The sequence below is a fragment of the Chloroflexota bacterium genome, from assembly GCA_026710945.1.
Lineage (GTDB): Bacteria > Chloroflexota > UBA11872 > VXOZ01 > VXOZ01 > VXOZ01.
The window spans coordinates 18,050-31,871 of record JAPOQA010000010.1 but is presented as its reverse complement, the minus strand read 5'-3'; the positions used below and the strand labels follow the sequence as shown (position 1 = coordinate 31,871).

At 59.0% G+C, this 13,822-nt stretch carries 11 protein-coding genes and 1 pseudogene; 6 read left to right on the top strand and 6 right to left on the bottom strand.

The window, feature by feature from the left end; genetic code table 11:
• Nucleotides 1–171 precede the first annotated feature (171 nt).
• Nucleotides 172–1,443, bottom strand: a complete 1,272-nt coding sequence (locus tag OXE05_01470; GenBank protein MCY4435985.1) for a glutamate-5-semialdehyde dehydrogenase — start codon at nucleotides 1,441–1,443, stop codon at nucleotides 172–174.
• Nucleotides 1,444–1,651: 208 nt separating this feature from the next.
• On the opposite strand from OXE05_01470, the gene OXE05_01465 reads away from it, so the two are divergent.
• Nucleotides 1,652–2,083, top strand: a complete 432-nt coding sequence (locus OXE05_01465; GenBank protein ID MCY4435984.1) for an NUDIX hydrolase — start codon at nucleotides 1,652–1,654, stop codon at nucleotides 2,081–2,083.
• On the opposite strand, the gene OXE05_01460 is transcribed toward OXE05_01465, so the two are convergent.
• The 5 genes and pseudogenes from OXE05_01460 to OXE05_01440 all read right to left on the bottom strand — a co-directional run bounded on the left by OXE05_01460 (nucleotide 2,037) and on the right by OXE05_01440 (nucleotide 7,160).
• The gene (locus tag OXE05_01460; protein MCY4435983.1) at nucleotides 2,037–2,699 is read right to left on the bottom strand and encodes an L-threonylcarbamoyladenylate synthase; all 663 of its coding nucleotides are present in this window, start codon (nucleotides 2,697–2,699) and stop codon (nucleotides 2,037–2,039) included. The genes OXE05_01465 and OXE05_01460 overlap by 47 nt on opposite strands.
• Nucleotides 2,700–2,941: 242 nt before the next feature.
• Nucleotides 2,942–3,731: pseudogene (locus OXE05_01455) on the bottom strand (TdeIII family type II restriction endonuclease).
• Nucleotides 3,732–3,733: 2 nt separating this feature from the next.
• A complete protein-coding gene (locus OXE05_01450; GenBank protein MCY4435982.1) occupies nucleotides 3,734–5,302 on the bottom strand; it encodes a DNA methyltransferase in 1,569 nt (522 codons plus the stop codon).
• A 206-nt stretch (nucleotides 5,303–5,508) separates the two neighbouring features.
• The gene (locus OXE05_01445) at nucleotides 5,509–6,327 is read right to left on the bottom strand and encodes a Cof-type HAD-IIB family hydrolase (GenBank protein MCY4435981.1); all 819 of its coding nucleotides are present in this window, start codon (nucleotides 6,325–6,327) and stop codon (nucleotides 5,509–5,511) included.
• Nucleotides 6,324–7,160 (bottom strand): deoxyribonuclease IV, encoded by an 837-nt coding sequence (locus OXE05_01440; GenBank protein ID MCY4435980.1) that lies wholly within the window; start codon nucleotides 7,158–7,160, stop codon nucleotides 6,324–6,326. Before OXE05_01440 ends, OXE05_01445 begins: the two co-directional genes overlap by 4 nt.
• 561 nt (nucleotides 7,161–7,721) lie before the next feature.
• Between OXE05_01440 and OXE05_01435 the strand changes: the two genes are divergently transcribed.
• From OXE05_01435 to OXE05_01415, 5 genes are all read left to right on the top strand, one after another.
• The gene (locus OXE05_01435; protein ID MCY4435979.1) at nucleotides 7,722–7,973 is read left to right on the top strand and encodes a hypothetical protein; all 252 of its coding nucleotides are present in this window, start codon (nucleotides 7,722–7,724) and stop codon (nucleotides 7,971–7,973) included.
• A complete protein-coding gene (locus OXE05_01430; GenBank protein ID MCY4435978.1) occupies nucleotides 7,904–8,254 on the top strand; it encodes a matrixin family metalloprotease in 351 nt (116 codons plus the stop codon). Before OXE05_01435 ends, OXE05_01430 begins: the two co-directional genes overlap by 70 nt.
• A gap of 77 nt (nucleotides 8,255–8,331) precedes the next feature.
• Entirely contained in the window at nucleotides 8,332–8,934 is a 603-nt protein-coding gene (locus OXE05_01425; GenBank protein ID MCY4435977.1) for a hypothetical protein, read from the top strand.
• 297 nt (nucleotides 8,935–9,231) lie between these two features.
• Nucleotides 9,232–11,679, top strand: a complete 2,448-nt coding sequence (locus tag OXE05_01420; GenBank protein MCY4435976.1) for an AAA family ATPase — start codon at nucleotides 9,232–9,234, stop codon at nucleotides 11,677–11,679.
• Complete coding sequence (locus OXE05_01415; protein ID MCY4435975.1) at nucleotides 11,676–13,679, top strand: hypothetical protein; 2,004 nt, start codon at nucleotides 11,676–11,678, stop codon at nucleotides 13,677–13,679. The genes OXE05_01420 and OXE05_01415 overlap by 4 nt, the downstream gene beginning before the upstream one ends.
• Nucleotides 13,680–13,822: the final 143 nt, after the last annotated feature.

The window sequence follows — 13,822 nt, the reverse complement described above, 5'->3', positions numbered from 1 at the left end:
TACGTCTTGACACTGCCCAGCGTAAAGGGCCATCGTAGCAAAAAGACCCCCTCACCCCAACCCTCTCCCCCAGGAGAGGGAGTGCCCTGCTTGAAAGTGGGGTTATGAAAAGGTCTCCTGGGGTGAGGGGATGAATCCCGGCGCCAGAACTCCCGGCAGTCTTCCCGCTCGCTACAGTGGCCGAATGGCGCCATCTCCGTAGACGAGCCACTTATACGTGGTCATTTCTTCCAGCGCCATAGGGCCACGAGCGTGGAGCTTCTGCGTGCTGATGCCCACTTCGGCGCCGAGACCGAACTGTGCGCCGTCGGTGAACTGTGTTGAGGCGTTCCAGTAGACGGCGGCGGCATCCATCTCGCGCATGAAACGCTGTCCCGCGGAATAGTCTTGCGTGACGATCGCTTCGGAATGGCTGGACGTGTAAGTGTGGAGGTGGTCCATGGCGGCATCGAAGTCATCGACCACCTTGACTGCCATCGTAAGCGCCAGGAACTCCTTGCCCCAGTCTTCGTCGATGGCCGGCAGCACGTGCGGCGACTCGCCAAGGATTGCTTGCGTTCGCGGGCAGCCGTGAATCTCCACGCCGGCTGCAGCCAGGTCGGGATAAACGGTGAGGAGAAACTGCGGCGCAATAGCCGCATGGACGAGCAGCGTGTCAAGAGTGTTGCAAATCGAATAGCGACGGGTCTTGGCGTTCACCACAATTCGCCGTGCCTTCTCCAGGTCGGCGTGTTCGTCCACGTACGTGTGGCAGACACCGGCTCCGGTTTCGATCACCGGCACCGTTGCATTCTCGACGACAAAATTGATCAGACCGGCGCCCCCGCGGGGTATCACCAAGTCGATGTCGCCTTTTGCTTGCAGCAAGCGGTGCACGTGGGCGCGGTCTGTATCTTCGATGAGTTGCACCCAATGCATGGGCGCTCCGGCAGCGACGCCGGCGTCGTGGATTACGCGAGCCAAAGCGACGTTTGAGGAAATGGCCTCTGATCCGCCGCGCAGCACGACGGCATTGCCGGACTTAAAGCAGAGACAGGCGATGTCTACCGTTACGTTCGGCCGCGATTCGTAGATAGCGCCGACGACGCCGAACGGCACGCGTATCCGCCCTACCGTGATGCCGCTCTCGACCGTGCGCATATCAGTGACCGCACCCACCGGGTCTTCCAGAGCGGCTACTTTGCGCACGTCGCTGGCAATACCTGCCAGGACTTTCGGTGTAAGCGTAAGACGGTCTATTGAATAAGCGTCGATTCCCGATGCGGTTGCGGCCGAAACGTCACTGCTGTTTTCGCTAACAAGGTGCTCCGTCTCAGTTTCAATGGCGTCAGCTACTGCCTGGAGCACCGTATTCTTGGTCTTCGTCGAAAGCTGCGCGACCGCGCGTGATGCGAGACGCGCCTGAACGAGCTTTTCAGCGAGGAGATCGATCGTTACACTCATTGTTATTCCTCCACCTGCCAAGGGAACGTGGTATGCTATTTCCAAATTTCACTTATATTCGCAATATGGATCGCTCAGGTGCCTGAGCACATACATCAAGTATAGTTACCTGGAGCAGGTGACTGCAAAAGCCATGAATCGAAACCGCACAAAGCAAGGTGCCGACGGGCCGAGACAGCCGCACCGCAGTCGGAAGCGGACGAAGCGCATGCAGAAAGAGCACTCTGCAGGCGGCATCGTGTTCCGAGAGGATGACGGGCAGGTGGTGGTGCTGGTAACCCAGAGCAGCGCGCACGATGGCTGGATATTCCCGAAAGGCCACTTGGAGCACGGTGAGACGTCAAGCGACGCGGCGCTGCGAGAAGTGAAGGAGGAGACCGGCGTGGACGCGCGAATCTTGGAGCGCGTCGGCACGATTCGCTATGGTTTTCGCGTGCGGGGCCGTCAGATTGCTAAGACTGCGCTCTTCTATCTGATGGAATACGTCGGCGGGAAGACGAGCGACGAGAGTCCGGAAGTAAGCGCCGTAACTTGGGTGCCGCTCGGTCAGGTGGCGGGTACCTTGAGCTTTGCGAACGAAGCCGGGATTTGGGCTAAGGCGCAAGGTCTCCTAGAACAGCGGCGAGCGCGCTCCGCGTGACCGCGCCCTCCCGGAGTATGCGAGCGGGCTGCACCGTGCAGTCAAGCACGGTGGATGGCGTGTTGCCGGTGGCAGGTCCGCCGTCGAGAATCAGGTCTACCCCTTCACCCAGTTGCTCTTGCGCATCTTCAGCGGTGGTGGCAGGCGGACAGCCGCTCCGGTTGGCGCTGGTGCCTGTGAGCGGACATCCCGCCGCCGCGAGCAATGCAAGCACCGCAGCATGATTTGGCTGGCGCACGGCAAGCGTCGCTTCCCCTAAGAGCGGCGATAGATGCGGTTGCTTGGTCAAGACGATGGTGAGCGCTCCCGGCCAGAAAACATCCATGAGCCGCCTCGCGTCTTGTGGAATGCTTGTCACGAGTTCTCCAAGGTGGGCTTGGTCCCCGATCAGGACCGGCAGGGACTTTTCGTCGGGCCGCCGTTTTGCCTCCATGACCTTGTCAAGCGCTTGCGGCAGAAAGACGTTGGCCCCAAGACCATACACGGTATCGGTGGGATAGGCGACGATGCCGCCATTGCGGATTGTCGTGGCGGCGCGCTGGATTGCGGCGAGATCGGAAGCGCAGAAGATTTGTCTTGCCTTAGGTTGAAGAGCCAGGGAGTGCTTCACACACATAGTGCCGCCGCGTTGTCATCCCGTGCCATCTGATGTTCCTGTGTCGTTCGCTTGTTTGCGTTCTCATGTGTTGGCTGCTTGACCGTCATTTCGGGCTTCTTGGCGAGAAAAGTACGCACTATCTCAGGCAAAGCGCTTCGAATGCGAAGCGATAATCTTTGGCATGCTCAGTACACAGACGATCAATGACATATGGATGACTTCTGGTAGATGCACATGCTACCGTAAGCGCACTTGCCACACTACGTATAGCGCCGCTCACCAATTTTCTTGAAGTAATCGTCGATCTCCTCACGCATACGAACGACAACCGACGTTCTCGAAACAATCAAGCAAATCCTGGTAGATGTCCTGTCCACCCGCGAGGAAACTCCAGAATTCTTCCCCGACCATCAACTGACTCTGGTTTTTGGTTTCCAGCATGCCGCGCAGTGTCCACCGTTTGTACGGCTTTGGCGCGTAGGGATTGTAGGGAGAAGCTATGATGGTCCGCACGTTCGCATTTGGGTCTTGATAGAGGATAGCAGCCGCCCACTCCAGCAAATCTTGTTTATGCTTCTCAAATCCGCTTACGTTGGGCTTTGCGGTTTTTAAATCAATCAGGTATGTCGTCCTGCCATCAGACAGAAAAATATCAACATTGCGCAGTTTCTTTTCAATTCGCTGTCCCGAGCGGCAATTCGCGCGAATCTGCTTAATCTCCTGTTCGTGATTGGGTTCGCGGCGGGAATCGGTCAATTCATTGATGATCGTCGTAATCTGTGCTTGCGCCCCGGATGAAAACTCACCTTTGAGCTTATGCTGCGAATCGACCTCAGCAAATGCTCCAACCGCAATCTCCTTCGCTACTTTCTCGAAAATCGCCGTTCCGAAGTTGGTGTTCAGAGAATGGATGAACGAAAACACCGCCATCCGATCCTTGCCGAGCAGACGAGTATGGAATGGCATGTGAGACGGTTCGGGATTGTATTTTGCCAGTTTTCTTCGCAGCGCCGATTGGATGGTGTCTTCAACCCGCTTATTATTGAACATTCTTACACTTTCCGCATATGGAAGATTGATTCTGCATACGCGCCTTTGTCACCTTCGGAGCGGTTCAGTACCGGGCGCTTGTATTCTTTCGCGATAGTCATGCCGGAGAGGGCGGCGATACGAGGGTAAAGTCCAAACTTGTCGTTCGCTACAAGAAAGACATTACAATCCTCAGCCATGTATTGCTGACAGTTCACCAATACGCTGGCAATTCCCTCCACGTACGCTTCTCTCGCCTGTCGCCCGCGTCCGGCACTGAGCGGCCCAATTTCCGCCCCGTCGTTGCGCGGCAAGTCAAATAACTCGTATGCGTACGCGTGTTGCTCATGGTAGTCGATCAAACCCACGTACGGGGGGCTTGAGAATATGCCGCGAATCTTGTTCTTCCTTACTAGGGCGGCAATCTCACTATCCGATTCTTCAAGGGTGGCAAGAATGTCGATTGTGCGGGAGTCCCCCGTCAGGCAAACTTGCATGGTATTGGTGCGTAGTTTTTGGAATTGCCCCATCCGCTTTACGGTATCGTCAGCATAGCGCCGCCACCAACCGAGCATAGAAAATAGCGGCTTGCATATTTTGCTGTGTTTGCTGCAATAGTACGTCTCCGTTACGGGACGAAGCAGCGTGGCCAGGTCCGAATGCGTTGTGGCGCGGGACGATCGCGCCGTGCGACTCAAGATCAGACGCAGGACATCACGCAGCAAGAGATCAGTGTAGCCGTCTATGTAACTCCTGGCGCTCTCTATCTCACTGCGTACCGGCGGGAGAAACCACGTATTCAAGAAGTCGTCAGGTGTGGGCTCAATATCGTTGCAGACATTGTGCTTTTCCAAGAGTGCGTTGAACTTTGGCAGGAACTCGGCAGCCTTTTCAGATCCGTAGCGGTCTTCATCGATCTCTCCGCTCCGCACCAGACGACGAAATTGCGGGGCGGGAAAGAACTGCCCATTGAAAGTCTTGAGTTCCGCAAGCAACTCTTCCTCAAACGCACGTGCATCCTTTCCATCGATGTTGGAAGCGACACAGTTGCCCACAATCATGGTTGCTGTTACCAAATCACGCTGTTCGACCTTGCTCAATTTCAGATTGCTAATCATGGAATTAAACAGCGATACATCGATCCCAACAGCATGCATACCAAGTTCGCTTGCTTGTACCATTGTTGTGCCGCTGCCGCAAAACGGGTCGAGAACTAAATCGCCCGGCTGAAAGCACGCCTCATCTTTGAATTCATCGGTATGAGAGTCAAGGAAGTATTCCACCAACTGTGGGATGAATTTCCCTTTGTAGGGATGCAAGCGGTGTACATGCTTGGTAGTTTCTGACTCTTTGAATTGCTCAAACGAGAGATGCCAATTCAGGTTCTTGCCTAGCCTACGTTTGTAGAAGTCTTCAGTGTGCCCGGCGCGCGACTGGTAATACTGTTCCAAATCACCAACGCTGACCAGCAGCGTGCCATTCTTCTCAATCCCGGGAATACGTCCGTACTTGATGAGATAGGAAATGTTCGATGGCGTGACTTCCCGCCCGGTCCGTCTTGTGGCCCAAACGCTGGCCTGCGCCACCGTCATCAATTGACTCTGTGCTCTCTGAGACGGGTGTAAGTTTTCTTCGTGTTCTATCATGTCTTCTTCATGTGATGCTGGTGGTGTCACCAGTGGAATCTTCGGCATCTCTGTAGGAGTCCAGTCACCGCCTCTTTAGAAGTGCAGCCTATCACATGGCGGTGATTCCCGCCTGTGGCCTAGGCCTAATGCCTGGAGCAAGCTCCTTCCCATCAGGCGCGCAGTACATGTTGCTCGATAGCTACGGCGACGCCGTCCTCTTCGTAGGTGGTGGTGACAAAGTCCGCTGCGGCCTTGACCCGGGGATCGCCATTTCCCATCGCCACACCGAACCCGGCAGTCTCCACCAGACTCAGGTCGTTGAGATTGTCGCCGATCCCTACTACTTGGTCCAGCGAGAGTCCCATGACGCCGGCAAGTTGCTTGAGGGCGCGGCCTTTGGAAACGTCCGCATGAATTGCCTCGGTATAGTAGCGATGGGACTTTGTTATGCCCAACCGGCTGCCAAAGTGCGCAGTCATTGCTTCGACCAAGCTATTCGTCTTGTCTTCGTCGAGATTCACGAGCACAAGCTTCGTTGAAGGATTTTCATTCAGGAAGTCCAAGAGATCCGGCACCTCGGTGGCCTCTACCTGCGCAATCCGCATGTAGACCTCAGCTTCCGGCGAGAGGCTTTCCACGTGCAGACGATCATCCATGAAGGCGTTGACTTGAATGCCGCCCGCCCGCGCCAGAGTGACAACCTCCTGAGCCAGCGCTGCCGGGACCGGCAGATGGAAGATCGTCTCCTCCGTGACGGGATGCCGCACCAAGCCCCCTTGGTAGCAGACGAGCGGCGCCTCAATGTTGAGCTCTCGCGCAAAAGGCACCATCGCCCTAAACATACGTCCGCTGGCGAGCGTGACCGTGATCCCCTGGGCCTGGGCGGCGGCAAGAGCCTGCTTTACCCGCGGCGATATTGTGAGCCGGTCGTCGATGAGGGTGCCGTCCAGATCGATGGCTATGAGGCGGTAGTCGCGTTTCGGGCTCATGCCATAAGCTCCCGCACGATGTCCATGTTGGCTTGGTCGGGCCCCTTATCATCAAACCCCGGCACTTCCAGCACGGCGCATGTGTCCGCGAGCGCAGCATGATTGACGATGTAGCGGAACGCTTCCAGGCCGATGTGGCCTTCGCCAATGTTCTCGTGGCGATCCTTTTGGGAGTTGAACGGCACTTTGGAGTCATTGAGATGAAAGGCGGTAAGCCGGTCGAGACCAAAATGCTCGTCGATCTCGGCAAGCATAGCGTCGAACCCCTCGGCTGTCTCCACGTGGTAGCCGGAGGCAAAGGCATGGGCCGTATCCACGCAGAGTTCGATGCGCTCGTGGTTGCCGCAGGCGCGGAGAATCGTGCCCAGCTCTTCAAAACTCGACCCTATGTTGCCGCCCGATCCGGCGCTGTTTTCCAGCAAGAGCGGTACGGTGTCGGAGGCATCCAGAGCCGCGCCAATCGCGGCTTCGATGCGAGGCAAGGCCTGTTCGAGGCCGTCGCCCATGTGACTGCCGACGTGGGTGACCACGCCGGCGGCATCGAGCAGGTCGCCCGTTTGCAATTGGAACGTGAGCGTCATTACCGACTTTTCGTAGTTCTCCGGCTTGGGCGAACCGGTATTGATGAGGTATTGGGTATGGCAAAAGACAGGCAGCGGCGATTCCACTTGGGCAGCAGTGAAGGCGGTGATGTTCTCGTCCTTGGGCAGTGCGCGCTGCCAGCCGCGCGGGTTTGCGCTGAAGATCTGCATGCATTCGCACCCCAGGTCTGCTGCCCGCCCAAAAGAGGTGGCGATTCCGCCTGTGGTGCGCACGTGGGCGCCAAGTTTCATTAGTATATCCCTTCGTGAGCATTATTGGAGGGGGGAGCGGTCAGGAAACGGGCTGCGAACATTATACCAAAGCGAGCGGCCGGCGCGCGTGCTGCCAAGCGTGCCGCGCGCCTCCTACTCCCCGCCTAGGCAGTGTTGACATTTCATGTCATTCCGAGCGCAGCGAGGAATCTAAAGCGTAGCGCGGGGGCTTGTCCCCCGCTTGAGACAGCGCGCGTTAGTGCGGAGGGGATGGATTCCCGCATTCGCGGGAGTATCTGTGTTGAGAGTCAACACAACCTAGCAATTCTTACCTTATTCTTAATTCTTAGAAAAAGGTATTGACAAATCGCAGACGCAGTGGGGCACTGGAATTAAGGTGGGAGAACGTACTCCTGGCAGCGAAAGGAGAGGCGAGATGGAACGGTTTCGGCGAGGCCAGCGCGCCATGCTGGCAGTCGTGATGACGCTTGCCTCACTTCGTGATGCTGCCTCACTTGCTCTTGCCGCCACGCCGGCCGCACGCGCTGGCTGATGGCGGTGTGCTGTGCGACGAGTGTACATGCATGAAGGAGGAGTACAATGTTTAGCCGACAGCTTGTACGACGCACAGGAGTAACCGCCGCGCTTGTAGCGGTGGGTATGGTTCTCCTCACAATGCCGCTGCTTGCTCACTATTTTCTGGGCCATAGCGCCGTGGACGATGGGCCCGACGGACGCGAGATCCGCTGGCTGGACTATACTCAGTACGACGATGCGCGTCAATGGCGATTGACCAGTGGCACGCGGAGGGCAAAGTCGCGATTCTGCCCCAAGCCGCCGGGCACATCGTAGACCTCGAATGGCGTGACTACAGTGACTGTGAGCCAGATGCCTGGATTGGATACTATCAATACTATCGGTTTGGCATAGACAAGGTATACTTGAATACGTGCAAGCTGAACAGCAAGACGGCGGCGCAGAAGCGGGCCGTGGCGGTGCACGAGCAGGGCCATGCCCTGGGGCTGGCGCATAATCCGAATGATGACCAGATAATGTATGAGTATCCCGCGTCAACAGGCCACACCACGCCACAGTCGCATGACCTTGAAGACTATCACGCGCTGTGGCCATAGAAAGGCTGTTTTTGGGGAGAATGCGGCGTAGCGCGCCGCAACAGGTACTACGTTTAGCGTGAAAGGGAGTAGACGCAATGAAAGCCTCTATACGAAGGGCACTTCTGCTCTTGGGGACACTCCTCTGCGTTCTCGCTGTCGCGGGTTGCGGCGCGGCCGGCGGGCAGATTACTGGCGCGCGGTCGTTCGTTCACGAGGACATACGCAAGGTCGTAGGTGCCTCTACCCACATATTCGTCGGACGGGTGGTGGCAGTGGTGGGCAATGAAGGGATACCGACGTCAGGGCCAGGGAATGAATCCATTCCGCGGACGCAATTCTCCGTGGAAGTGCTGGAGAACGTCAAGGGCGAGTTGTCCGGGACCGTGACCGTGAACCAGATGGGCGGCGCGGACGACGGCGGTATTAACGTAGAACTCGAAGGAGATACACTCCTCGAAGCTGGCAAGACCTACCTGCTAGCCACATGGTATAACTCAGATAGTGGCTGGTATAGCATCATTGCCGAAGGTTACGGGAACGTGCAGGTTAAGGATGTGGCAGCGCGGACGCGTGAGGTAGAGCGCTTTCGCGCGGCAATAGCGCATCAGATCTTGCCGTCGTCATCTGAGTTTGAAAAGGTGGGGCCGGTGCCGGCGCAGTTCAGGCTGCCGCCAGCCAGCGAGCGGACTGCGCCCTAAGCGCCGCTAAGAGAGGGCCGCCCTCATGCCCTCTCGTTGGCTTGGCTTCGCTCTTTGAGCACAAGAGGGATGGGAAGGGACGCGATAAACCGCGTCCCTTCTCTTTTTCTCCCAGCTTCCTCCAGCGTCCCGCCGCAGATACGCTTGACGCTGCCGCTCGGCGCGGGTGGAGCGAGCCTTGCCCAGGCCGCTAGGACATCTGTGATGACGCTATAATGTGGAATGACGGTCTTGCTTGTCCCCCGCGTTGACGGCGCGCAGGCGAGCGCAAGTAGACGGAAGGGAAAGTACGGTCGCATGCGGAACATCCTGAGTGGACTCTTGGGCAGTCGCCATGAGGAGCAAGAGCAGCCCGCGGTAGGTCCGGTGCAACGCGATAGAGCCGGCTCCGGTAAGCTACTGCATGATTTGGGCGGCGGGGTCTTGCTTTACGAACATGCATTCGCCCTGGGAGAAGTTTCCTTTCAGCGCCGACAACCGCCGCTCTCGCTTGACTTAGAGCACAGTGAAGACACGACCCACAGCGAGATTCCCAGCCAGTTTGACGGCTGGGACGGCGCGCGCACCTTTGGCGGCGCAATTCCCCGGGAGCACGAGGTATTTCGTCACTGTACGCCGCGCATGACGGCAACACTGCGTCAGATGGCGCACGTGATGCGCGGCAACGCCGCAAACTCATCAATCCTGCTTACCGGACCCACTGGCTGCGGCAAGACGACCCTGGCCAAGACCTTTTGCTTCTTGGCAGGCGAACCGTGCGTGGAGATCACGTTCAGTGGCGATACCGCCCTAAGCGACTTCTATCAGTCCGTGGAAGTTGTGACGCCGGACGGCAGCCTGGCGCATAGCACGGCGACGGTGCTGGGTCCGGCGGTTGATGCCATGCTCACCGGCAAGAAGCTGCTGCTCAATGAAGTGAACATTATCCCCCAAGACCTGTTGAGCGTTTTTACACAGGCACTGGACGCGCGCCAGGTGGTGCTTTCGGGCAGCGAGTGGGGCAATGTGACCGTGCCGGTGCACCCGCAATTCGGCGTAATTGCCACCGCAAACCCAAACTATACCGGCACGCTGGAGATTGGCGTCACCTGGGAGCGGCGCTTCGGTCACGGCACAGGCAACGTGGCAATGGACTTCCTGCCCCCGGAAGAAGAAGCAGAGGCGGTCTTTCACGAGTTGCGGCGCGTACCGGTGCTCGAGCGGGTCGAGGCTATGCCGCCCATGGAGGCATGTACGGCCGTGGCAGCAGTGGCGGCAGAGTTGCGCAGCCATCCGGAAATCGGCGGCATTATGCGCGATCGGGTGTCTACCCGATCGTTGGTACACTGGCTCAGCGTGTGTAGCCTCACGGGGTTTTCTCTGGCTGCTGTTGCCATGGATGCCATCCTGACTCTGGCGCCGCCGGAGGCGCGAATAGAGGCCGGTGAGCTGGTGGCGAAGGTGCTACGCGCGGTTACGTGGCCGGCGAGGACGCATCGCCGGGTGAGCGGCGTGCTGCTGCCTGAGATCACGGTGCCGGAGCAAAGTGTGGTGGCGCTGGCGAGTGTTGCACAGACGCACCTGCCGTTGGCTCTGGGAGAGGAGACTGTGAGCCGGACCGGTGGGCTGGAGAACGAGGTCTACCAGCCGCTGGAGACCGACTCATCGGGAAGGCAACCGGCGCTCGCCCGCTATCAGTGCACGCTGCCGGACGGCACCCAACTGCAACTGCAGGAACCGCTCTACACCTGGGCGGGGAGTCCGATGGCACTGGGATTACGCTTGCGGGCGTGGGACGCAAGTGGGTTAGAGATTACGGATGTGGCGCGTTTGGAGGAGCTCGAGACGGCATTGAGAGCTCAGTACGGCATCACGGTGCCCAGGCCTATCGGCAACATTCCAGCCGGTGACGTGGTGCTCCCGTGTGTCACACGGTCAAGCTGGTCCGCGCTGCGCCTGCTCGAGGCAGCGCTCGTGCTGGACCGTCCGGTCTACATCAAGGGTCCGCCCGGCAGCGGCAAGTCGGCATTGGTCCGCACGTTGGCACGGCAGCGCCAGTTGCCGCTTGTAGAGCTCACGTTTACGGGGGAGACTTCGAAGCACGATCTTCTCGTCAGTCGCCGCTTGCGCACGGGAGAAACGCAATGGACGGTGCAAGCCTTTCTCGAAGCGGTGATCAAGGGCTATCTCGTGTTGGTGAATGACTACAATCTCGCGTATTCGGACGTACATTCCCTGCTGAATAGTCTCTTCGATAAGGGTCGGCGGCTTACGTTGCCGGACGGCCGCACAGTGACGGCGCACCCGGGCTTTCGGCTGGTAGCGACCGGACAACCTGAAGGGCCGGGGGTAAAGCCGCTCAATGAAGGGGTGGAGAACCGCTTTGGGGCGATTCTGGAGCTGACGTATCCCTCTTCCGGCGAAGAGCTTGCCGTTCTCCGCAGTGTTGGACGCGGTTTGCCGGATCCAACCCTCCGTGCAGTCGTTGACTTTGTCGGTCAGTGCCGGCGCTGGGCCGCAGGCGCGGTGCCCGCGGACCTGGAACAGGAAGCAATTTGGCAGGATGCCGTTTCGCCAGAATTGATTGCCGCCGTCGCCGCAGCGGGCAATTGGAGCACGGCGGAACTCGTGGCAGTGGTGCGGAACGCAGACGATGCCGGTGTCCTGGTGGAGCGATTTCAGGAGGGCGTGCTCTCCGCAGCCACTCCCGCGGCCCGGCGTGTTCTTGAAGCCCTTCTCCTGCAGTTTAGTGTGACGATTGAATGAGTACGGCGTCCACAGGCACAGCAACCTCTGCGGCACTGGCTGAGGCGCGTATACGCGAAACGCGCTATACGCAGGGCGAGGTCGTGGCGCTGGCGCGTCTCATTCTCCGCGATTCGCGCCTGAATGTCGTAGCCGGCAGCGACTGGGCGTACATTGCGCGGGGGCATACCCTGACGTTTCCGACTCGTGTGCTGAATACGTGGGCCGGGACGAGCATTGTCGGTGCAATTTGCCAGCAGATGGGTGAAGCGCAACACACCGGCGTGATGGGCGAGCGGGCGCTGCAGAGCTTCGCGCGCATCGCGCCGCTGGCATTCACTGCCGTGATGCCGTTCGCGCGCTTTGTGAACGAGCTGCGGGTCAATCGCATGCATCTGGAACGGCATCCCGGCTCGGCACGCTTCTTGCGGGCGCTCTATGCCGACAACCCACACTGGTCTTCCGCCAGGCGACGCAGTACACCCCTCAGGGAACAGGTGCAGCAAGGCCTGCTGGAGCGCTGGCTCCAGGAGGAGTGGCCGGAGGGCGTGCGCCCCATGCGCATAGGAAGTACGGCGAACCGGTACGTCGACGTGCTGTGGCCCGGTGTACGGGATGCGCTGCGCCGGGACTCTCTCCCGCAGATGCTGGACGTCCTGGCCCGGCGGATGCTCCCAATTCTGCATGACCTGGTGGAAGAGGACGCGCGACTCTCGCAGGATCGGCCGGATCAGGAACGACCTTTCCCGGAGGAAGAGGGCGGCGCTGAGGAAGATGGCGCCGAGGGTCTTGGAGAATTGAACATCGAGGCGAGTAGCGATGACGTGGAGTCAACGGAAAGACAGCCCGATGAGAGCGAATTGCAGGATCGAACACGTACCCCGTCTGACTCAGAACCGGTTGCGGTGTCCGGTGAGGACGGCGGCCCCGCGAAAATAGAGAGCAGCCCAGACGAGCAGGCTGAACTCCGCCAAGACGGCGACACATCTGCGCGGCAGCGGCAGCAACCGCAGGGACCTCCGCAATTGATCGACCCCCGCATGTTCCAAGCGCGCCCCGGCGGGCTCAATCCGTTGCCACGTACACTTGTGCAAGGCCTGGGCGAGCGGCCGGCCGCACCCAAGACGGACTACGAGAACTTCGACTACCGTGCGGCGGTAAGGCGTCTAGAGGCGGCAATCTTGCGCTCGCTCAACGGCGAGGCCGGGCGGAAGGGACTCCGGGAGATCATGATGCGCCGCCGTTTTGGCTCCCTGGAACCGGGGCGGCGCCCCCGCCGCCGTCGCGGCGGGGATAGCGGTGATATCGATTCCGACCACATCGAACGCCTGGTCGTTGCCCCGGAGCAGGCCTTTCTCAAGGGCGTGCGCGCCCCTCGCGCCGACCACCAGAAGGACTTTGCCGCCACTATCCTCATTGACGTTAGCGGCAGCATGGTTGCCAAGGGCTACTCTACCCGCAAGTTCGACCACACCGTAGATGCCGCTGTCATTTTCGCCGAAATCCATGAGCGGCTACGCATTCCATTTCAGATGATGGCGTTTTCCGAGGAGGTCTGGCGTTTGCGCACCTTTGACGAATGCGTTTTCGCGACGCAAGTAGTCGCCAACGAGCGCACCTATACGCCAAAGGACCTGAGCAACGTCTTTCGCACAATGTATGAGCAGCCCCACAAGAAGACGGATGACGCCGGAGCGCTGCGCCAAGCAGTGCAAGATATGCAGCAGCAGAAAGGATTCAAGACCATACTGGTCTTGACCGATGGAATCTCATCCAATCGGCGCAAGCTGCGGGACGTCTTGTTCCAGGTAGAGCGGCGCAACGGAATGGTTGGTTCGGGGGACGCGTTGGGTATAATCGTATTCGGCATCGGGGTTCCCGGCAATGCGCTGAACGAGTCCTATGTGATTCAGGCGGACGACCGTTTTCTACGCTGTTTGCAGACGGTGGTAGTGCCTGACGTGGCGCGGCTGCCGCGTATGATTCAGACGACGATCGAGCGCCGAATTCGCGGTGTGTAAGCGGGTGTTCGCAGTGGCCGTGGACCGTTCGTGCCGAGTGCTGGCCCTTCCGTTCGTGGCGAGCCTGCCTCGTTCCCGGTACGGCGTATCGACACGGTTCGGGGGCGAACGTCGCTGGTGCGGACAAGACCTTGGAAAACGGC

Coding starts and splice junctions, on each gene's coding strand:
- OXE05_01470 (MCY4435985.1), bottom strand. CDS start 1,443: ATGAGTGTAACGATCGATCTCCTCGCTGAAAAGCTCGTTCAGGCGCGT.
- OXE05_01465 (MCY4435984.1), top strand. CDS start 1,652: ATGCAGAAAGAGCACTCTGCAGGCGGCATCGTGTTCCGAGAGGATGAC.
- OXE05_01460 (MCY4435983.1), bottom strand. CDS start 2,699: ATGTGTGTGAAGCACTCCCTGGCTCTTCAACCTAAGGCAAGACAAATC.
- OXE05_01450 (MCY4435982.1), bottom strand. CDS start 5,302: ATGACGGTGGCGCAGGCCAGCGTTTGGGCCACAAGACGGACCGGGCGG.
- OXE05_01445 (MCY4435981.1), bottom strand. CDS start 6,327: ATGAGCCCGAAACGCGACTACCGCCTCATAGCCATCGATCTGGACGGC.
- OXE05_01440 (MCY4435980.1), bottom strand. CDS start 7,160: ATGAAACTTGGCGCCCACGTGCGCACCACAGGCGGAATCGCCACCTCT.
- OXE05_01435 (MCY4435979.1), top strand. CDS start 7,722: ATGTTTAGCCGACAGCTTGTACGACGCACAGGAGTAACCGCCGCGCTT.
- OXE05_01430 (MCY4435978.1), top strand. CDS start 7,904: ATGGCGATTGACCAGTGGCACGCGGAGGGCAAAGTCGCGATTCTGCCC.
- OXE05_01425 (MCY4435977.1), top strand. CDS start 8,332: ATGAAAGCCTCTATACGAAGGGCACTTCTGCTCTTGGGGACACTCCTC.
- OXE05_01420 (MCY4435976.1), top strand. CDS start 9,232: ATGCGGAACATCCTGAGTGGACTCTTGGGCAGTCGCCATGAGGAGCAA.
- OXE05_01415 (MCY4435975.1), top strand. CDS start 11,676: ATGAGTACGGCGTCCACAGGCACAGCAACCTCTGCGGCACTGGCTGAG.